Below are 19,818 nucleotides of genomic sequence, written 5' to 3' on the forward strand. Positions count from 1 at the left end.
AACGGGACGGCGACGCGGCCACGGGAGAACCGGGGGGCGGCCACGCCGGCGCAGCGAAACCGGACAGCGACGCGGCCCGGGCGGACGCGGACAGCGAGACAGCCTCGGCGGAGTCGGACAGCGACGCAGCCCCCGCGGACGCGGACAGCGGTACCGCCGCAGCACACGCGGACAGCGGCACCGCCGTGGCGGGCCCGGACGGAGGCGCTGCCGCGACGCACGCGGACAGCGATACGACCCCGGTGCACACGAACGACACAGTCGCGGCAGAGTCGGGGAGCGACGTCGGCACGGCGAGCCCGGACGGCGGCGCCGGCCCGAGGGAGCCATACGGCGGCACGACCCCGACGGACACGGAAAGCGACACGACCGCGGCGCACGCCGACAGCGGCACGACCCCGACGAGCCCGGACAGCGACACCGCCGCGGCGCACGCCGACAGCGGCACGACCCCGACGAGCCCGGACAGCGACACCGCCGCGGCGCACGCCGACAGCGGCACGACCCCGACGAGCCCGGACAGCGACACCGCCGCGGCGCACGCCGACAGCGGCACGACCCCGACGAGCCCGGACAGCGACACCGCCGCGGCGCACGCCGACAGCGGCACGACCCCGACGAGCCCGGACAGCGACACCGCCGCGGCGCACGCCGACAGCGGCACCGCCATGGCGGGCCCCGGGCGTGACGCCGCCGCGACGCGCCCCGACCATGCCCCCGCCGCGCGAGAACAAGGCGCCGGCGCCGGCGCTCAGGGAGCAGACGGCGGGGAAGAGCCGAAGGCGACGAAGCCCGGCTGGTTCGGATGGCGGCGTCGGCATCCCCGTGCGGCGCGCGGCGTCAGTGTGGGGACGACCGTGCTTGCCGGTGCGCTCGTCGTGTTCGCGCTGCTCCTGCCGAACCGGATCGAGCGGATCGAGTTCGCCTCGTTCGTCCGTATCCCCGCCGAGGGCGTGCTGCTCGCGGGACTGCTGCTCGCGCTGCCGCAGAGGCCCCGGCGGATCGCGGCGGTCGTCTCGGGCGTGTTCCTGGGGCTGGTCACGGTCCTGAAGTTCGTCGACATGGGGTTCTACCAGGTGCTGGCCCGGCCCTTCGACCTGGTCCTGGACTGGATCCTCATCGAGCACGCCACGGACTTCCTGAGGGAGACGTTCGGCCGGACCGGACAGGTGCTGGCCGTGATCGGGGTGATCGTGCTGCTCGTCGCGGTGCTGGTGCTCACGACCCTCGCCGTGGTGCGGCTGACGAACCTGATGGTCCGGCACCGTCCGGTCGCCGCCCGTACGACGCTGATCCTCGGCACGACGTGGATCACCTGCATGACCCTGGGCATGCAGATCGGCACCGTGCCGATCGCCACCAAGGGCAACGCCGAGTTCCTCGGCAACCGGGTGGAACAGGTGCGGGCGGGTCTGGAGGACGCGCGGGTCTTCGAGAAGCAGGCCGCCGTGGACGCCTTCGCGAAGACGCCGCCGGACCAGTTGCTCACGGGGCTGCGCGGCAAGGACGTCCTGTTCACCTTCATCGAGAGCTACGGCAGGGTCGCGATCGACGACCCGGCGATGGCGAAGCAGACCGACGCGGTGCTGAAGGAGGGCACCGCTTCGCTCGAGGCGGCCGGGTTCGAGTCGCGCAGCGGCTGGTTGCAGTCGCCGGTGACGGGCGCGGGCAGCTGGCTCGCCCACTCGACCTTCCTGTCCGGTCTGTGGATCAAGAACCAGCAGCGGTACCGCAGCCTGACCACCAGCGACCGCATGACGCTGACCAACTACTTCCGCAAGACCGGCGCCTGGCGGACCGTCGGCATCGTCCCCGGCGTGCGCCGGGCCTGGCCGGAGGGGAAGTACTTCGGCCTGGACCACATCTACGACTCCGAGCACCTCGGCTACCACGGCCCGTACTTCAGCTGGACGCCCGTGCCCGACCAGTTCAGCATGGAGGCGTTCCAGCGCCTGGAGCACGGCAAGAAGGACCGTGAGCCGATCATGGCCGAGATCATCCTGGCCTCCAGCCACAACCCCTGGTCGCCCATCGCCCGCATGATCGACTGGGAGGACCTCGGCGACGGTTCGGTGTTCCACCAAATCAAGAAGGAGGGCACCAACCCCACGGAGGTCTGGAAGGATCCGGAGAAGGTACGCACCGAGTACCGGCGTGCCATCGAGTACTCGATCCGGAGCCTGACCGAGTGGGTCGAGCGCTACGGCGACGAGGACACGGTGCTCGTCTTCCTCGGCGACCACCAGCCGGTGCCGACGGTCACCGCCGGGGACACCGGCAAGGACGTGCCGATCACGATCGTCGCCCGGGACAAGAAGGTGCTGGACCGGGTCGCCGACTGGGGCTGGACCGACGGCCTCAAGCCGGCCCCGGACGCGCCCCGGTGGGGCATGGACAAGTTCCGCGACCGTTTCATGACGGCGTACGGTCCGCAGGGCTGAGGAACTCCGCCACGGCCGCGAGGAACTCCTCGGGCCGTGCCCCGTGCACGAGATGCCCGGCGTCGATGGTGACGCGCCGGGCATCGGGAAGCAGCTCGGCGAGGGCGGCGACCTGCTCCTGGGGGACCAGGCTCGCCGGCCCGCCACCGATCAGCAGCGTGGGCATGGTGATCCGCCCCATGTGGTCCCACCACATGGGATCCGGGGCGTTGCGCTGTTCGTCGGTGGCGAGGATCATCGCCCAGTCGAACGGCAGGTCCCCGCCGGGGTGTTCGGCGGGCGGGCGCGGCGGGTCCAGCGGGAAAGGTGCGGGTACGTCCTCCAGGACGAGCCGCCGTACGAGGCGCGGGCTGTGCTGGGCGAGCAGGCAGGCGACGGCGCCGCCGAGCGAGTGGCCCACGACGTCGGCGCGGGCGATGCCGAGCGCGGCGAGGAAGGCGAGCACGTCGTCGCGCATGGTTTCGTAGGCGTATTCGCCGGGCCAGTCGCTGCGGCCGTGCCCGCGCAGGTCGGGGGCGTACACCCGGCGGGGTCCGGCGGCCGGGGCGGGGGCGATCTCCGCCCAGCCGGCACCGTCGGCCCCGCGGGCGTGCAGCAGCACGACGGGCGGCGCGTCCTCCGGCCCTCAGACGCGGTAGGCCAGGGTGATGCCGTTCGCCCGTACGGTGCGCGGTTCGGTGTCCATGCCGGGCACGGTAGCGGGATGACGACCGCGAGTCGGGCGCGCTCTGCGGACAGCAGAGGATTCAGTCCCGTGCGTGGAAGAAGCGTGCGACGCTTCGCACGAACCACTCCGGGTCGTCCAGCCACGGGTAGTGTCCCGCCCCCGGCTGCACCGCGAACTCGGCCGCCGGGAACACCTCGGCCGCACGCCGGGCCAGGCCCGGACACGGACCGCCGTCGACCTCACCGGCGAGGACGAGCACCGGGGCGGTGACGCGGGCCAGCGCGCTCCGTGTCGCGTCCGGGTCGTAGGCGCCGTCCGCCCCGTAACGGTCCGCCGCTTCGTCGTTGGTCTCGTGCTCCTCGCGATCGGCGTGGGCCCGGGCGGTGTCGTCCCAACGGCCGTAGAAGAACGGGAGGAACACGGGGTCGAAGTCACCGGTACCGGACAGCCAGGCCTCGAACGCCGGGAACGCGTCGGCGAACCAGGGTTGCGACGCGAGCAGCCGGGCCGCGGCCAGCCGGTCCTCGGCCGTCGCCGGCAGGCCCAGCGCCCACGGGGTGGCGGTGACGAGCGCCAGCCGTGCCACCCGGCCGGGATACCGAGCCGCGTACAGCATGGCGAGACTGCCGCCCGCCGAGTGGGCGAGCACGTCCATCCGCTCCAGGCCCAGGTGGCGGCGCAGCGCCTCGACGTCGTCGACGAGCCGGTCGCAGCGGTAGGTCGCCGGATCCTCGGGCACGGCGGACTGTCCTGTGCCGCGCAGATCGAGGAACACCAGCCGTCGGTGGGCGTCCAGCCCGCCCAGATTCCCGAGGTACCCGGAGGCACGCATGGGCCCGCCGGGCAACACGACCAGCGGCTCGCCCGTGCCGCGTATGTGGCAGACGAGCCGGGTCCCGTCCGGGGCAGTGAAGATCGGCACGGCGTCGATCCTCACGCGTTCAGGGGCTTCGGCACAACGGGTTTCGTCGAGGGGCGGAGTGACGTCACCCGGCCGAGGTCGCAGGTCCCGGCTCGCCTCCGAGGCTCGCCCTGAGCTCCCGCTTGAGGATCTTCCCGCTGGCGTTGCGCGGCAAGCCCTCCACGAAGACCACCCGCTTCGGGGTCTTGAACGAGGCGAGCTTCTCGCGGGTGTGGGCGATGAGTTCCGCCTCGGTGACCTCGCCGCGTGGGACGACGACGGCCGTGACGGCCTCGATCCAGCGCTCGTCGGGCAGGCCCACGACCGCGGCCTCGGCGACCTGGGGATGGGTGTACAGGGCGTCCTCGACCTGGCGTGAAGCGACCAGTACGCCGCCGGAGTTGATGACGTCCTTCACCCGGTCGACGATCGTGTAGTAGCCGTGCGCGTCCCGTACCGCGAGGTCGCCGGAGCGGAACCAGCCGTCGCGGAAGGCCTCGGCGGTCTCCTCGGGCTTGTCCCAGTAGCCCTCGCAGAGCTGCGGAGAGCGGTAGACGATCTCGCCGGGGGTGCCGTCCGGTACGTCCTTGCCGTCCTCGTCGACGACACGCGCGTCGACGAAGAGCACCGGACGGCCGCAGGAGTCCATGCGCCCCTTGTGTTCCTCGGGGGCCAGGACCGTGGCCAGGGGGCCGATCTCGCTCTGTCCGAAGCAGTTGTAGAAGGCCAGGTCCGGCAGGCGTTCCTTCAACCGTTCCAGGACGGGGACCGGCATGATCGACGCCCCGTAGTACGCCTTGCGCAGGCCGCTCAGGTCGCGGGTGGCGAAGTCGGGGCGGTTGGACAGGGCGATCCAGACGGTGGGCGGGGCGAACAGGCTGTCGACGCGGCCCGCTTCGACGAGGTCGAAGAGCCGGTCGCCGTCGGGTGCGTCGAGGATGATGTTCGTCGCGCCGACCGCGAGGTAGGGCAGCAGGAAGACGTGCATCTGCGCCGAGTGGTAGAGGGGCAGCGCGTGTACAGGACGGTCGCCCGCGCTGAGGTCGAGGGCGGTGATCGCGCTCAGGTACTCGTGCACCAGGGCCCGGTGCGTCATCATCGCGCCCTTGGGCAGGGCGGTTGTCCCGGACGTGTAGAGCAGTTGCACGAGGTCCTCGGTGCGCGGCTCGGGGCCGTCGTACGGGGGCGCCTCGGGCAGCCGGGCGAGGAGTGAGTCGTCGGCGTCGCGCAGGGGCAACGTGCGTACGCCGCCGGGGAGTTGTGCGGCGAGCTCCGGGTCGGCGAGGACCAGGGCGCTGCCGGACTGGCCGACGATGTAGGCGAGGTCGTCGCCGGTCAGGTTCTGGTTGACGGGTACGTGCACCAGGCCCGTGCGGGCGCAGGCCAGGAATGCGATCAGGTAGGCGTCGGAGTTGTGGCCGTACGCGCCCACCCGGTTGCCCGGGGACAGCCCCTGGTTGAGGAGGACGCTCGCCGCGCGGGAGACGGCGGTGTCCAGTTCGTCGTACGTCCAGGCGCGGTCGCCGTACTCCACCGCGACGCGCGCCGGGGTGCGTCGGGCGCTGCGCCGCAGGACTCCGTCGACCGTGCTGCCGTGTCCGGGCGTCGTCATGACACCCGATCCTCGGTTCACCGCCGGGCGAGGTCAAGAACCGACCGGCTCAACCCTGCCGCCGCCAGAGGCGTCCGCTGTCATGGTACTGACGTGCGCACGCGGCACATCCGTACGCTCACGTCCCCTTTCCCTCATTCACGTTGGAGGGCACGATGCGCAGCCGCCTGAGACGACTCGTTCTCGGGGCCACCGCCCTGTTCACGGCCGCGTCCGCGTTACCCGCGGCCGCCGCCCCGAGCCAGGGACGAGCGGAGCAACACCCGTCCCGCGACGGCCTGTCCGCCGTCATCCGCTACACCGAGTACGGCATCCCGCACATCCTCGCGAAGAACTACGCCGACCTGGGCTTCGGCACGGGCTGGGCCCAGGCGTCCGACGAGGTCTGCACGCTCGCCGACGGGTTCGTGACCCTGCGGGGCGAGCGCTCCCGGTACTTCGGCGCCGGCGCGGCCGCCGGCGGCGCCCTTTCCGGAGCCAGGACGAACCTCGCCAGTGACCTGTACTTCCGCGGGGTCCGTGAGACCCGCACCGTGGAGAAGCTGCTCGCCGAGCCCGCGCCCGTGGGCCCGAGCCGTGAGGTCCGGGACATGATGCGCGGCTGGGCGGCCGGTTACAACGCCTGGCTGAAGCAGCAGAAGATCACCGATCCCGCCTGCGCGGACGCCTCCTGGGTCCGTCCGGTCACCGAGCTCGACGTGGCCGCCCGCGGCCTCGCCATCGCCTCGATCTCCGGCGAGGGGCGCTTCGTGGACACGATCACGGCCGCGCAGCCACCGACCGGAGCCGGCACCGCCTCGTCCCGGCCCGTCGCCCGCACGCCGGACGCGAAGGCCGTGGCGAAGGCGGCCGACGAGCTGTGGGGCGAGCCCGGCATGGGCTCCAACGCGGTCGCCTTCCGTGGCGACACCACGGCGAACGGCAGCGGTCTGCTGCTGGGCAACCCGCACTATCCGTGGCAGGGCGGGCGCCGGTTCTGGCAGTCCCAGCAGACGATCCCCGGCGAGCTCAACGTCTCCGGTGGTGCTCTGCTCGGCACCCCGGCGGTCTCCATCGGGTTCAACGCACAGGTGGCGTGGAGCCATACCGTCTCGACCGGCATACCGGCCAACTTCCACCGGTTGACGCTGGATCCGGCCGATCCCACGACGTACCTCGTGGACGGCGAGCCGGAGCGCATGAAGAAGCGGACCGTGACGGTCGCGGTGAAGGACGGCGCGCCGGTGACCCGCACCCAGTGGTGGACCCGCTACGGCCCCGTCGTCACCTCCCTCAGCCCCCAGGTCCCGCTGCCGTGGACGAGCACGACGGCCTACGCCCTGCACGACCCGAACGCCGCGAACCTCCGCTTCGCCGACACCTCGCTCGGCTTCGGCAAGGCGCGGAGCACGGACGACGTCCTCGCGTCCCTCGCCCGGCACCAGGGCATTCCCTGGGTGAACACGATCGCCGCCGACCGCGCGGGGCATTCCCTCTTCACCCAGTCCCAGGTACTGCCGCGCATCACCGACGCGTTGGCGGAGCGCTGCTCGACGGCGCTGGGCAGGACCACGTATCCGGCGTCCGGTATCGCGATCCTCGACGGCTCGCGCGGCGACTGCGCCCTCGGCAGCGATCCCGACGCGGTGGCCCCGGGGATCTTCGGGCCGGGGCGGATGCCGACGCTCGAAGACGCGCCGTACGTGGAGAACTCCAACGGCACCGCGTGGATGACCAACGCCGACCGGCCGATCACCGGATACGAGCGCGTCTTCGGCACGGTGGGGACGCCGCTCGGGCTGCGTACGCGCGGCGGGATCGAGGACGTGACGGCGATGGCGGACCGGGGCCGCCTGACCGTACGCGACCTGCAACGGCAGCAGTTCGCCAACCGGGTGCCCGCGGGTGATCTCACCGCGACGGACGTGGCACGGGCGTGCGCCGCGCTGCCGGGCGGCACGGCGACGGGCAGCGACGGCAAGGCCGTCGACGTGTCGGAGGCCTGCGGGGTGCTGACGGCGTGGGACCGCACCATGGACACCGGGAGCCGGGGAGCGCTGCTGTTCGACCGGTTCTGGCGGAAGCTGGAACCGGCGGTGCCGGCGGCCGAGTTGTGGAAGGTGCCGTTCTCGGCGGCGGACCCGGTGCGTACGCCGAACACGCTGAACACGGACGCGCCCGGTTTCGCCGTCGCCCTCGCCGACGCGGTGGCGGAACTGCGCTCGGCGGGCATCGCCCTCGACGCGCCGCTCGGCGCGCACCAGTTCGTCGTCCGCGGCGGTGAGCGCCTTCCGATGCCCGGCGGCTCGGGGCGGCTCGGCGTGTGGAACGTGCTCGAACCGACGTGGAACGCGGCCCAGGGCGGCTACGCGGAGGTGCCGTTCGGCAGCAGTCACCTCCAGGCGGTGGGCTGGGACGGCAGCCGCTGCCCGGTGGCCCGCACCCTGCTGACGTACTCCCAGTCGTCGAACCCCGAGTCGCCGCACTTCGCGGACCAGACCCGGCTGTTCTCGGGTGAGAAGTGGGTGACGTCGCGGTTCTGCGAGAAGGACATCCTGTCCTCGCCCAGGCTCAAGGTCGTCCGGGTGCACGAGCGCCGCTGACCGTACGGACAGGGTGCCGCTCCTGGTGGGCAGCACCCTGTTCGTCACGCCCGGGACCCGTACATCAGCCGGCGCAGCACCGTTTCGGCGGGGCCCCGGCGGCCGGCCCGTTCCAGGGCGTACGCTCCGGCCACGGTGACCAGCCAGACGGCGAACGCGAAGAGCGCCATGGTCGTGCTGCCCAGGTCCGCGCCGAGGCCGAGTCCCCAGGCGGCCAGCACCGGGGCGAAGAGCAGCGAGTGGGCGAGGTAGCAGGACAGGGACCGTCTGCCGACGGCAGCCACCGCCGTCACCGTCGTCGTGCCGCGGCGGGGCCTTCGGCTGGTCCACCACTGCGCGAAGAGGGCGACGGCCGCGACATAGCCGAGGCCCCCGGCGTTGCCGGTGATGTCGCGCAGGGCCGTGAGCGCCCCGGATTCGCTCTGCATGTCGTCCGGCACGCGCAGGACGCCGATGTGGGCGAGGGCGGCGGGCAGCGCGCCGAGCCAGCCGGTCGCGACGCCGATGACCGCCGTCCGGCGCAGCAGCGTGCGGTGGCGGTCCGGTTCCTCGAGTATGCGGCGGCGGGCGGCCCGGAAGCCGAGCAGGAAGAGGATGTACCCGCCGCCGACGAGGGTCAGCGGGGCGGCGGCGAAGGTGACGAACAAGCCGGTCTCCAGCCGGGTGCCCGCCGCGGTGAGCCAGTTCCCCTCGTCCGGTGCGTACGCCTTGAAGCCCGCGCCGGCGTCGGCGTCGCCCAGCGTGCCCAGCTCGTTCTGGAGCAGCGCGGCGATGACGGGCCCGGCCGTGACGAGCGCCATCAGGGCGACTCCGATCCAGATCCACCACGTCAGGGCGCGTTCCCCGCGCCGCAGGAAGGCCAGTCCCAGGACGAGGCTCAAAACTCCGTAGAAGCCGATGATGTCCCCGGCCATCAGCAAGGTGGCGTGGGTCAGGCCGATGACGATCAGCCAGAGGCTGCGCTTGCGCACGAGTTCCGCGGCGGCGCGCCCGTCGGTGCCGGCGGCGGTCTGCCGGAGGTAGAGCTGCATCATGCCGTAGCCGAAGAGGAAGGCGAAGAGCGGGTAGATCCGCAGGTCGAGCACCATGATCATGATGAACTGCACGGCGTGGTCCGGCCACGAGCCGTCCACGGGCTGCCATCCGGAGGGTCCGCGCCGGGCCGCCCACAGATGGAAGGCGGTGTTGGACAGCACGATGCCCAGCAGCATGATTCCGCGTGCCAGGTCGGGGGCGAGTGCCCGTTCGCCCGGCCGTACGCCCCCACGCCGCAGCGGTCCCTCTTCGGTCGCGATCGTCATGGCTTCACGCTAGGAAGGCGGGGCCCGGCCGGACATCGGCCGGAGGGCGGGCGGGCGCCGGCCAAAGGATGACGCCCGTACCCGCCCGCGCGACCAAAGCCGCACCGCCGCCTCACACCGGCCGGGTCCGGCCCTCCCAGTACGGTTCCCGCAGCCGCCGCTTGTACAGCTTGCCGTTGGGATCGCGGGGCATCTCGGTGATGAAGTCGACGCTCCTGGGCCGCTTGTAGCCGGCGAGCCGGTGCGCGCAGTGGTCGAGGAGGTCGGCCGCGAGGGCGGGTCCGGGCCGGTGTCCGGCGGCCGGTTCGACGACGGCCTTGACCTCCTCGCCCCAGTCGTCGTGCGGGATGCCGAAGACGGCGGCGTCCGCGACGGCGGGGTGGGCGAGCAGGGCCGACTCGATCTCGGCCGGGTAGATGTTGACGCCGCCGGAGATGATCAGGTCGATCTTGCGGTCGCGCAGGAAGAGGTAGCCGTCCTCGTCGAGGTGGCCCAGGTCGCCGACGGTGAAGAAGTCGCCGACGCGGTTCTTGCGGGTCTTGGCCTCGTCCTTGTGGTAGGAGAAGCCGCCGGTGTTCATCTTCATGTAGACGGTGCCGAGTTCGCCGGGCGGCAGCCGGTTGCCGTCATCGTCGAAGATGGCGAGTTCGCTGATGGGCCAGGCCTTGCCGACGGTGCCGGGTTTCTTCAGCCAGTCCTCGGCGGTGGCGAAGGCGCCGCCGCCCTCGCTGGCCGCGTAGTACTCCTCGACACAGGGGCCCCACCAGTCGAGCATGGCCCGTTTCACATGGTCGGGGCAGGGCGCGGCGCCGTGGATGGCGTGCCGCATGGGGGAGACGTCGTAACGGTCCTTCACCTCGTCGGGCAGGGCCAGCAGACGGTGGAACTGGGTGGGGACCATATGGGTGTGGGTGCAGCGGTGGCGGTCGATGAGGCGGAGCATCTCCTCGGGTGTCCACTTGTCCATCAGGACCAGCCGGTGGCCGATGTGCAGGGACGCGCCCGCGAACTGGAGGACGGCCGTGTGGTAGAGCGGTGAGCACACCAGGTGCACGTTGTCGTCGAACGGCCGGATGCCGAAGATGCCGAGGAAGCCGCCGAGGTAGGCCTCCTCCGGGGGCTTGCCGGGCAGCGGGCGGCGGATGCCGCGGGGGCGGCCGGTGGTGCCGGAGGTGTAGTTCATGACCCAGCCGAGGGTGCGGTCGGCGGGCGCCGACTCGGGCTGACCGTAGAGGAGTTCGGCGTAGGGGCGGAAGCCCTCGACCGGGCCGACGGCGTACCGGCGGGTGGCCGGGAGGCCGGCCTCGTCGGCGGCGTGGCGTGCCGCGTCGGCGAAGCGTTCGTGGGCGAGGAGGACCTTGGCGCCGGAGTCGGAGACGATCCAGGCGATCTCCGGTCCGACCAGGTGGTGGTTGACGGGGACGAGGTAGAACCCGGCCTGGCTGGCGGCGAGGTACGCGGTGAGGAACTCGACGCCGTTGGGCAGGACCACCGCGAAGGTGTCGCCGCGTTCCAGCCCGGCCGCGCGCAGGCCGTGGACGAGCCGGTTGGCGGCGGCGTGCAGGCGGCCGGCGGTCCACTCCTCGCCGTCGGGGGCGACCAGGACCCCGCGGCCGGGGTCGGCGGTGGCCTGGGCCCAGAAGCCCGCGGGAACGCTGTTGTTCACTGGCCGCTCCTTCCGGCGATGCGGTTGACGCGGTCCACGGCCTGTTCGAATCCGCGGGTGAGGTCGTCGAAGACGGCCTGGACGCCGCGTTCGCTGTTCATCCGGCCGACGATCTGCCCGACCGGGGTGCCGAGCAGGGGGTCGACCTCGTACTTCTGGATGCGCGAGACGGCCTCGGCGACCAGCAGGCCCTGCAACGGCATGGGCAGCGGGCCGGGCCCGGCCGGGTCGTCCCAGGCGTCGGTCCACTCGGTGCGCAGCTGGCGTGCGGGCTTGCCGGTCAGCGCGCGGGAGCGGACGGTGTCGCCGGAGCCGGCCGCGAGCAGCTTGCGGGTGAGGGCGGGCGAATGGAGGTCCGCCTCTGTGGTGGTCAGCCATATGGAGCCCAGCCACACCCCTTGGGCGCCGAGGGCGAGCGCGGCAGCCACCTGTTGCCCGCTGCCGATGCCACCGGCGGCCAGGACGGGCAGCGGGGCGACGGCGTCGACGACCTCGGGCGTGAGCACCATGGAGGCGATCTCGCCGGTGTGGCCGCCGGCCTCGTAGCCCTGCGCCACGACGATGTCGATGCCGGCGTCATGGTGCTTGCGGGCGTGCCGGGCGCTGCCCGCGAGGGCCGCGACGAGCACGTCCTGGTCGTGGGCCCGGGCGACGACGTCGGCGGGCGGTGAGCCGAGGGCGTTGGCGAGGAGCCGGATCGGGTAGCCGAAGGCGACGTCGAGCTGGGTACGGGCGACCTGCTCCATCCAGCCGGTGATGCGCCAGCCGGACGCCTCGCCCTCGGCGAGCTCGGGCACCCCGTGTTTGGCGAGGGTGTCCCGGACGAACTGACGGTGGCCCTCGGGGATCATCGCCTCGACCTCGGCCTCGGTGACGCCCTCGACCTTCCTCGCCGGCATCACGACGTCCAGCCCGTACGGCCGGCCGCCCACGTGCGCCTCGATCCAGTCCAGGTCGCGTTTGAGTTCGCCGGGGGCGGTGTAACGGACCGCGCCGAGCACGCCGAAGCCGCCGGCCCGGCTGATGGCCGCGGCGACGGCGGGGAACGGCGTGAAGCCGAAGACGGCGTGCTCGACTCCCAGTTTCTGGCTCAGCTCCGTCTGCATGGGCGCAGGATGCCGGAGTCTCCCGGAGGACGGAAGAGGTTTTCTGATGCTCCGTCAGATTCATTCGGCCGATTCATGGCGACGCGCGGCGGACATACTTCCGTGAACACCCGAGGCGGCCGGGACGAAGGGGCGTGCTGTGACCGAGGGAACGGCGGACAGAGCGGCGAGCAGTCGGCTGACCCGACGCCAACTGGGCCGGGGGGCGATGGCGCTGGGCGGTGCGCTCGCCGTGGCCTCCTTTCCGGCGGGCCCTGCCGCGGCCGCCCCGGCGACCGGCCACCGCCCCACGCTGCGGCACGGCTCGGCCGCCCGCGCCGGCCTGCTCTCCTCCCATCTGCGTCAACTCGTCACCGACGCCGAGGCGTTCCTCGGACCCTCCCCCGAGCATCCCTGGTACGCGGGCGCCGTCCTGCTCGCCGGGCGGGGCGGCACCGTCGCCCTGCACCGGCCCATCGGCATGGCGGTGCGCTACCGGGCCTACGACGAGAAAACCGGCACCGGCGTCGAGTTCCCGGCCGGTGAGCAGATCCCCATGGCCGAGGACACCGTCTTCGACCTGGCGTCGGTGTCGAAGCTGTTCACGTCGATCCTGGCCGTGCAGCAGATGGAGCGGGGCGGGCTGGGGCTGGAGGCGAAGGTGGCCTCGTACCTGCCGGACTTCGGGCGCGCGGGCAAGCAGGACATCACGATCCGTCAGCTCCTCACGCACACCTCGGGCTTCCGCGCCTGGATCCCGCTGTACGGCGCGCCGACGTACGAGGAGAAGCTCCAGCTCATCTGGAACGAGGCGCCGGTCAGCGCGCCGGGCACGGCGTACCTGTACTCGGACCTGAACCTCATCTCGCTCCAGCTCGTGCTGGAGCGGATCACGGGCCGCTCCCTTGACGTCCTCCTGCGCGACGAGATCACCGCGCCGCTCGGCCTGCGCCGCACCCGCTACAACCCGCCCGCCTCCTGGCGGCCGAGGATCGCGGCCACGGAGGACGCGCGCCCTCCCTGGTCCGGGCTCGACCGGGGCCTGGTGTGGGGCGAGGTGCACGACGAGAACGCCTTCGGCCTCGGCGGGGTCGCGGGCCACGCGGGCGTGTTCTCCGACGCGTGGGACCTCGCGGTCCTCGGCCGTACGCTGCTCAACGGCGGCGTGTACGGGCGGGCGCGGATCCTGAAACCGGAGTCGGTGGAGCTGATGTTCACCGACTTCAACACCGCTTTCCCGGGGGACGAGCACGGCCTCGGCTTCGAGCTCTACCAGCACTGGTACATGGGCGCGATGGCCACGCCGCGCAGTGCCGGGCACACCGGCTTCACGGGCACCTCGCTGGTGCTCGATCCGACGACCGACTCGTTCCTCGTCATCCTGGGCAACTCGGTGCACCCGGTGCGGAGTTGGCGCTCCGGGTCGGCTCCCCGGGTGGCCGCCGCGAACAGCCTGGCGCGGGCCGTCCCGGTCCGGCCGGTGCGCGGACGCGGGGCCTGGTTCTCCGGGATGGCGGTCTCCGCCACGGCGATGCTCACCCTCCCCACGCTCGACACGTCGTCCGGCGGGGCGCGGCTGCGCTGCGCGCTGTGGTGGGACACCGAGCCCGGAGCCGACATGCTGGTCCTTGAGGCCACGGCCGACGGCGGCACGACCTGGCAGCCGGTGCCCTTCACGACGTCCCGCCGGGGCGAGGACCCCCGGCAGCACCCGTCGGGCTCGGTCACGGGCTGGTCCGGCCGCGTCTGGCGCCGGCTCACCTCGGACCTCCCCGCCGCGCGGCGTCTCGCCCTGCGGTGGCGGTACGCGACGGACCGGCGGTACGTCGGCCGTGGAGCCTATGTGGACGGGCTGCGCGTGGACGCGGCCGACGGCGTCCTCTTCGACGAGGCGCGCCCGGCGGACGCGGCGCGCGTCGAAGCGGTGGGGTGGACACCGTCGGCCGACTGAGCGGCTCCGGTCACTGGTTGAAGACGGCCTTCTGCACCTCGTTCGGTCCCTCGAAGCGGTCCTTCTTCAGGCTGTCGAGGGTGCTGACGACCTTGTCGTCGGCGTGGTTGCTGCGGGCCCGTTCCACCAAGTGCTTCTTGTCCGTCGGGTAGTCCATGCCCTTCAGGGCCTTCTGGAGGTCGGTCGGGCTGAGGTCGGCCATGAGAGCCTCCCGGGGGTGGTGCGACGGTCCGCGCGGGGCGGCCGGCTGGTCCGGCTACCTTCGTGCTGTCGGAGTGCCCCACCCGGCGGCAGTGATTCAGTCGATCCGGCTTTCCAGCACCGCCATGGCCGCGTTGTGTCCCGGCACCCCGCTCACCCCGCCCCCGCGTACCGCGCCCGCCCCGCACAGCAGCACGTTCGCGTGCCGGGTCTCCACGCCCCAGCGGCCGGTGCCGTCCTGGGCATAGGGCCAGCTCAGCTCGCGGTGGAAGATGTTGCCGCCGGGCAGCCCGAGGTCCCGCTCCAAATCGAGCGGGGTCCGGGACTCGATGCAGGGCCGTCCGTCCGCGTCGGTGGCCAGACAGTCGGCGAGCGGTTCGGCCAGGTGGGCGTCGAGCTGGGCGAGTATCGACTTCAGCAGCTCCTCCCGTACGGCGTCGTTGTCCCGCTCGAACAGGCGGGCCGGGGTGTGCAGGCCGAAGAGGGTGAGCGTCTGGTAGCCCTGGTCGGCCAGGTCCGGGCCGAGGATCGTCGGGTCGGTGAGCGAGTGGCAGTAGATCTCGGAGGGCGGCGCGGCCGGCAGGTCACCGGCGGCGGCCTGGGCGTGGGCGGCGGCCAGCTGCTCGTAGCCCTCGGCGATGTGGAAGGTGCCGGCGAACGCCTCGCGTGGGTCGACGGAGCTGTCGCGCAGCCGCGGCAGCCGAGTGAGCAGCATGTTCACCTTCAGCTGGGCGCCCTCGGCGGGGGCCGGTGGGATGTCGCCGGTCAGTTCCGCCAGGGCTTGCGGGGAGGCGTTCACCAGGACGTGCCGGGCGGCGACGGTGCCCTCGGCGTCAGCGGTGCGGTAGGTGACCTCGGCCGTGCTGCCGTCCGTGGCGACGCGCAGCGCCTCGTGGCCGGTGGCGAGGACGGCGCCCGCGGCGCGGGCAGCGTCGGCCAGGGCGTCGGTGAGGGCGCCCATGCCGCCGACCGGCACGTCCCAGTCGCCGGTGCCGCCGCCGATCACGTGGTAGAGGAAGCAGCGGTTCTGCTTCAGCGACGGGTCGTGGGCGTCGGCGAAGGTGCCGATGAGCGCGTCGGTGAGGACCACGCCGCGCACCAGGTCGTCCGCGAAGCGCTCCTCGACGGCGACGCCGATCGGCTCCTCGAACAGCATGCGCCAGGCCTCCTCGTCGTCGAGGCGGCGGCGCAGCTCCTCGCGGGTGGGCAGCGGCTCGGTGAGGGTCGGGAAGACCCGCTGGGCGACGCGGCCGGTCATGCCGTAGAACTCCTGCCAGGCCCGGTACTCGCGGTCGGAGCCGGTGAGCCGGGCGAACGCCTCCCTGGTCCGCCGTTCACCGCCGCCGACCAGGAGCCCGGTGGGGCGGCCTTCGCGTTCGGCGGGCGTGTAGGAGGAGATGGTCCGGGCGCGGACCCGGAAGTCCAGGCCGAGATCCCGCACGATCTTCTTCGGCAGCAGGCTGACCAGGTACGAGTAGCGCGACAGCCGGGCGTCGACCCCGGCGAAGGGCCGGGTGGACACCGCCGCGCCACCGGTGTGGTCCAGCCGCTCCAGCACCAGCACGCGGCAGCAGGCCCGGGCCAGGTAGGCGGCGGCGACCAGGCCGTTGTGGCCACCGCCGACGATGACGGCGTCGTACGTCCGGTGTGCGCGGGGTCCCAGGGGTGCGGTCATGGTTCTTCGTAACACGGGGTGATCCAGCTCGGCCAGACGAACGGCGACCGGGCATCTCGACAGTGCGGCACGGCCCGGCGGACGCCTGCCGGCCGCTGCCTGCTGCCTGCTGCCTGCTGCCTGCTGCCTGCTGCCTGCTGCCTGCGCAGGGTTATCCCCACACCACGCGCGCCACCAGCGGCGGGCGCCCGCTGCCCACTGCCCCGGCACACCGGCGCGCGTCACCGCTCGGCCAACGCGCGGTGCCCACGCACGACCGCCACCCGCCACACCACGGCCGTCACCACCCCGCCGACGCCCGCTCCCCCTACCCGGGCACCACCGCCACACCACGCCCGCCACCAGTGGCTTACGCCCGCTTCCCAGGCAACGCCGCTCCAGCACATCGCACGGGTCACCACCTGGCCAACGCGCCTGCCCGCGCACACGGCACGCCCGTCACCACCCCGCCGACACCCGCTCCCCACGCACGGCCACCACCCGGCACAGCGCATCGCGTCACCCCCCGGCCGACGCCCGCTGCCCGCGCAGGGCCGCCACCCTCCGGTACAGGGCCACGGCCTCGTCGCTGCGGCCCAGCTGCTGGAGGCAATGCGCTTCGTCATTGCGGCTGGCGAGGGTGTCGGGGTGGTCCGCGCCGAGGACGCGTTCGCGGGCGGCGGCCACCCGGCGGTACTCGGTGAGCGCCTCGGCCCAGCGGCCCAGCCAGCCGAGGCCCACGGCGACCTCGCGGCGGCTGACCAGGGTGTCCGGATGGTCGGGGCCGAGGACCCGCTCGCGGACGGCGCTCACGTCGCGGGACTCGGCGAGGGCCTCCTCCCAGCGGCCGAGCCGGCCGAGGTTGACGCAGCGGCCGTGGCGGGCGCGCAGGGTTTCGGGGTGCGTGGGGCCCTGGACCCGGGTGCGGTCCTCGGCCAGGGCGCTGTAGAAATCCAGGGCCTCCGCGCTGCGGCCGAGGCGGCCCAGGCTGATGCCGATCTCGTGGCGGGCGGCGAGGGTGTCGGGGTGGTCGGGGCCGAGGGCACCACTGCGGGCCTCGGCGACCTCGCGGTAGGTCTCCAGGGCCTCGGCCCAGCGGCCCAGCTGGCCGAGTGCGTAGGCGACCTCGTAGCGGGTGACCAGGGTGTCGGGGTGGTCCGGGCCGAGCACCCGGGCACGGGCGGCGGCCACCTCGCGGGCCATGCGGCAGGAGTCCTCCAGGCGGCCGAGGCGGCTGAGGTTGAAGGCGAGGTTGTGCCGGCAGCGCAGGGTGTCCGGGTGGTCCGGCCCCATGGTGCGCTCCCGGGCGGTGAGCACCGACGTGTACACCCGGTGGGCGTCGAAGGGCCGGCCGAGCTGGCCGAGCACGTAGGCCATCTCCTGGCGGGCCGCGAGTGTGTCGGGGTGGTCGGCGCCGAGCGTGCGGATCCTGGCCTCGGCGACGTGCTTGTACTCGCGCAGGGCGTCCGGGGCGCGGCCGGTGCGGCTGAGGGTGAAGGCGACCTCGTAGCGACTGGTGAGGGTGTCCGGGTGGTCGGGGCCGAGGAGGTGCGCGCGTTCGGCGGCGACCGCCCGGTGCACCTCCCCCGCCTCCGCCCAGCGGCCGAGCCGGCCGAGGCTCAGGCCCGCGTTGTGCCGGCCGGCCAGGGCGGTCAGGACCTCCGGGGACGGCGCGGGCCGCTCCTCGGGGGCGGGTTCCTCGACGGGGCCGGTGGCGGGCCGCGCGATCCACTCGCCGGACAGGCCGGCCGCCGGGTCCGGCGGCGTGGTCCGCAGTCCGGCGCCTGCCGCCTTGTGGCCGGTGGTCATGCCGTGGGTCCAGGACGGCAGCCGGCCCGCGTGCGCCATCGCGCCGGGAGCGGGCCGGGCCGCCACGACGGTCGGCACGTACGCGGGCGCGGCCCGGTGCGCGCTGATCCGGCGGGCCAGCTCGCGGGCGTCGCCGGGCCGTTCGTCGGGTTCCTTGGCGAGCAGGTCCAGGATGACCCGCTCGAGGTATCCGGGCAGTTCGGGGCGGTGCTCGCGCGGCGGGCGGGGCGGGGTGTCGCGGTGGCCGACGAGGATCGCCCAGGCGTCGTCGAGGTCGAACGGCGGTACGCCGGTGGCGATCTCGTACAGCACGCAGCCGAACGAGTACAGGTCGCTGCGCTGGTCGACCTCGGTGCCGCCGATCTGCTCCGGGGACATGTAGTGCGGGGTGCCCATGGCGATGCCGGTGCCGGTCAGCCGGGAGGTGAAGCCGATGTCGTGGCCGAGGCGTGCGATGCCGAAGTCGCAGATCTTCACCGTGCCGTCGCCGATCCGCACGATGTTTGCGGGCTTCAGATCGCGGTGCACGATGCCCTGTTCGTGGCAGTAGGCGAGGGCGGCGGCGACCTGCTCGGCGATCTCCACGACGTCCGCGACCGGCAGCGGGTGCTGCTTGTTGTCCTCCAGGAGCTGGCTGAGGTTGCGGCCGTCCAGCAGTTCCATGACGAGGTAGAGGACGCCGTCGGACTCGCCGAAGTCGTGCACGACGGTGATGCCGCGGTGCTGGAGCGCGGCGGCCACCCGGGCCTCCCGGCGGAACCGTTCCCGCAGCACGCGGGTGAACGCGTGGTCGTGGTTCGGGCCCAGCGGTTTGAGGCACTTGACGGCGACGTGCAGGCCCAGGGACTCGTCCCGCGCCCGCCACACCTCGCCCATGCCGCCGCGCCCGATCAGGTCGAGCAGCCGGTACCGGCCGTGGATCAGCCTGGTCTCCCCCATCTCGCGCGACGCTCCCCCCGGTAGCTGTTCGCCCGCCCCTCCCCTGGCCCACCCAGTATGGCGGCCTGTCGTCCGAGTTTGTACGGCGCCGGACGCGCCTCCGGGCCGAGCCTCGCCATGGCGCGCAGGATGTGTTTGGGCGGGAGTTGCCACCGCACACGTGCGGGAACGCGGCGCAGCAGGAGGCCGGTGAGACGCAGTTGCCGGGTGACGGTGGCGGGTGCGGGGGCCGGTCTGCCGTACAGCTCGTGGGCGTACGGAGGCAGGGAGGCGTACGCCAGTTGTGCCACGCGCCGCCACAGCACCTCGCGCAACGGTACGAGAAGGGGATGCGTCGGCGGGCGGAGCAGGAAGTCGTCCACCTCGCGCGCCTCGGGTCCGGCGGCCAGTTCGGGGCGCACTTTCTCGAAGTACGCCGCCAGTTCGGCCCTGTCGGCGGGCACGGCGGCGGGGTCGAGGCCCACCAGGCGTGCGCTCTCCCGGTGTTCGGCGACGTAGCGGTCGGCCTCGGCGTCGGTGAGCCGGAACCCGGACCTGCGCAGGACGTCCAGGTAGGAGTCGATCTCGGCGCAGTGCACCCAGAGAAGCAGACCGGGTTCGTCGACGCCGTAGCGCTCGCCGGTGTCCGGGTCGGTCGCCGTCAGCATGCTGTGGATCTTCCGGACGCGGGCGCCCGCCCGCTCGGCGGCCTCCGTGGTGCCGTACGTCGCCGTGCCGACGAAGTTCGCGGTGCGCATCAGGCGGCCCCAGGCGTCACGCCGGAAGTCGGAGTTCTGCCTGACGCCGCGTACGGCGCGGGGGTGCAGGGCCTGGAGGTAGAGCGCCCGGATGCCGGCGATCCACATCATGGGGTCACCGTGCAGCTGCCAGGTCACCGAACTGGGGCCGAACAGCCCGGGGTCCGCGCCGGTCATGCGACTCACCTCCGTCCGGCGCCCACGATGACACAGTTCGAACAATCGGTCGATACCGCCGGGTTCGCCAACCCCCGCCGTCCGATTGTTGAGAT

At 73.0% G+C, this 19,818-nt stretch carries 12 protein-coding genes and 1 pseudogene; 3 read left to right on the forward strand and 10 right to left on the reverse strand.

Annotated elements, in window-relative coordinates; all coding sequences use genetic code 11:
• Positions 1 to 668: 668 nt before the first annotated feature.
• Positions 669 to 2,441, forward strand: a complete 1,773-nt coding sequence (locus V8690_RS01655) for a sulfatase (protein ID WP_338785205.1) — start codon at positions 669 to 671, stop codon at positions 2,439 to 2,441.
• On the opposite strand, the pseudogene V8690_RS01660 reads toward V8690_RS01655, so the two are convergent.
• The 3 genes and pseudogenes from V8690_RS01660 to V8690_RS01670 all read right to left on the reverse strand — a co-directional run bounded on the left by V8690_RS01660 (position 2,413) and on the right by V8690_RS01670 (position 5,621).
• Positions 2,413 to 3,126, reverse strand: a pseudogene (locus V8690_RS01660) (alpha/beta hydrolase). The gene V8690_RS01655 and the pseudogene V8690_RS01660 sit on opposite strands and share 29 nt — an antisense overlap.
• 61 nt (positions 3,127 to 3,187) lie before the next feature.
• Positions 3,188 to 4,030: an alpha/beta hydrolase gene (locus V8690_RS01665; protein ID WP_338775512.1), complete on the reverse strand. Its 843-nt coding sequence runs from the start codon at positions 4,028 to 4,030 to the stop codon at positions 3,188 to 3,190.
• A 64-nt stretch (positions 4,031 to 4,094) separates the two neighbouring features.
• Positions 4,095 to 5,621 carry an acyl-CoA synthetase gene (locus V8690_RS01670; RefSeq protein ID WP_338775513.1) on the reverse strand — a complete coding sequence of 509 codons (1,527 nt, stop codon included), beginning with the start codon at positions 5,619 to 5,621 and terminating at the stop codon, positions 4,095 to 4,097.
• A 155-nt stretch (positions 5,622 to 5,776) separates the two neighbouring features.
• On the opposite strand from V8690_RS01670, the gene V8690_RS01675 reads away from it, so the two are divergent.
• Positions 5,777 to 8,203 carry a penicillin acylase family protein gene (locus V8690_RS01675; RefSeq protein WP_338775514.1) on the forward strand — a complete coding sequence of 809 codons (2,427 nt, stop codon included), beginning with the start codon at positions 5,777 to 5,779 and terminating at the stop codon, positions 8,201 to 8,203.
• Positions 8,204 to 8,247: 44 nt separating this feature from the next.
• Here the strand turns inward: V8690_RS01675 and V8690_RS01680 are convergent, their stop codons facing one another.
• The 3 genes from V8690_RS01680 to V8690_RS01690 form a co-directional block, all read right to left on the reverse strand.
• Complete coding sequence (locus V8690_RS01680) at positions 8,248 to 9,504, reverse strand: DUF418 domain-containing protein (protein ID WP_338775515.1); 1,257 nt, start codon at positions 9,502 to 9,504, stop codon at positions 8,248 to 8,250.
• A 112-nt stretch (positions 9,505 to 9,616) separates the two neighbouring features.
• Positions 9,617 to 11,170 carry an acyl-CoA synthetase gene (locus tag V8690_RS01685; RefSeq protein ID WP_338775516.1) on the reverse strand — a complete coding sequence of 518 codons (1,554 nt, stop codon included), beginning with the start codon at positions 11,168 to 11,170 and terminating at the stop codon, positions 9,617 to 9,619.
• A complete protein-coding gene (locus tag V8690_RS01690; RefSeq protein ID WP_338775517.1) occupies positions 11,167 to 12,276 on the reverse strand; it encodes a nitronate monooxygenase in 1,110 nt (369 codons plus the stop codon). The genes V8690_RS01685 and V8690_RS01690 overlap by 4 nt, the downstream gene beginning before the upstream one ends.
• 208 nt (positions 12,277 to 12,484) lie before the next feature.
• Between V8690_RS01690 and V8690_RS01695 the strand changes: the two genes are divergently transcribed.
• Positions 12,485 to 14,206 (forward strand): serine hydrolase, encoded by a 1,722-nt coding sequence (locus V8690_RS01695; RefSeq protein WP_338785206.1) that lies wholly within the window; start codon positions 12,485 to 12,487, stop codon positions 14,204 to 14,206.
• A 10-nt stretch (positions 14,207 to 14,216) separates the two neighbouring features.
• Here the strand turns inward: V8690_RS01695 and V8690_RS01700 are convergent, their stop codons facing one another.
• The 4 genes from V8690_RS01700 to V8690_RS01715 all read right to left on the reverse strand — a co-directional run bounded on the left by V8690_RS01700 (position 14,217) and on the right by V8690_RS01715 (position 19,723).
• Positions 14,217 to 14,408, reverse strand: a complete 192-nt coding sequence (locus tag V8690_RS01700; RefSeq protein WP_338775518.1) for a DUF2795 domain-containing protein — start codon at positions 14,406 to 14,408, stop codon at positions 14,217 to 14,219.
• A 96-nt stretch (positions 14,409 to 14,504) separates the two neighbouring features.
• A complete protein-coding gene (locus V8690_RS01705) occupies positions 14,505 to 16,082 on the reverse strand; it encodes an NAD(P)/FAD-dependent oxidoreductase (RefSeq protein ID WP_338775519.1) in 1,578 nt (525 codons plus the stop codon).
• 498 nt (positions 16,083 to 16,580) lie between these two features.
• Entirely contained in the window at positions 16,581 to 18,809 is a 2,229-nt protein-coding gene (locus tag V8690_RS01710) for a serine/threonine-protein kinase (RefSeq protein WP_338775521.1), read from the reverse strand.
• Entirely contained in the window at positions 18,791 to 19,723 is a 933-nt protein-coding gene (locus V8690_RS01715) for an oxygenase MpaB family protein (RefSeq protein ID WP_338775522.1), read from the reverse strand. The genes V8690_RS01710 and V8690_RS01715 overlap by 19 nt, the downstream gene beginning before the upstream one ends.
• Positions 19,724 to 19,818: the final 95 nt, after the last annotated feature.

The sequence above is a fragment of the Streptomyces sp. DG1A-41 genome (assembly GCF_037055355.1).
In the GTDB taxonomy this organism is placed as follows: Bacteria; Actinomycetota; Actinomycetes; order Streptomycetales; family Streptomycetaceae; genus Streptomyces.

Bases quoted from the DNA above. Each gene is read 5' to 3' on its own strand.
- V8690_RS01700 (WP_338775518.1), bottom strand. From the start codon at position 14,408: ATGGCCGACCTCAGCCCGACCGACCTCCAGAAGGCCCTGAAGGGCATG.
- V8690_RS01695 (WP_338785206.1), top strand. From the start codon at position 12,485: ATGGCGCTGGGCGGTGCGCTCGCCGTGGCCTCCTTTCCGGCGGGCCCT.
- V8690_RS01655 (WP_338785205.1), top strand. From the start codon at position 669: ATGGCGGGCCCCGGGCGTGACGCCGCCGCGACGCGCCCCGACCATGCC.
- V8690_RS01705 (WP_338775519.1), bottom strand. From the start codon at position 16,082: ATGACCGCACCCCTGGGACCCCGCGCACACCGGACGTACGACGCCGTC.
- V8690_RS01675 (WP_338775514.1), top strand. From the start codon at position 5,777: ATGCGCAGCCGCCTGAGACGACTCGTTCTCGGGGCCACCGCCCTGTTC.
- V8690_RS01680 (WP_338775515.1), bottom strand. From the start codon at position 9,504: ATGACGATCGCGACCGAAGAGGGACCGCTGCGGCGTGGGGGCGTACGG.
- V8690_RS01690 (WP_338775517.1), bottom strand. From the start codon at position 12,276: ATGCAGACGGAGCTGAGCCAGAAACTGGGAGTCGAGCACGCCGTCTTC.
- V8690_RS01715 (WP_338775522.1), bottom strand. From the start codon at position 19,723: ATGACCGGCGCGGACCCCGGGCTGTTCGGCCCCAGTTCGGTGACCTGG.
- V8690_RS01670 (WP_338775513.1), bottom strand. From the start codon at position 5,621: ATGACGACGCCCGGACACGGCAGCACGGTCGACGGAGTCCTGCGGCGC.
- V8690_RS01710 (WP_338775521.1), bottom strand. From the start codon at position 18,809: ATGGGGGAGACCAGGCTGATCCACGGCCGGTACCGGCTGCTCGACCTG.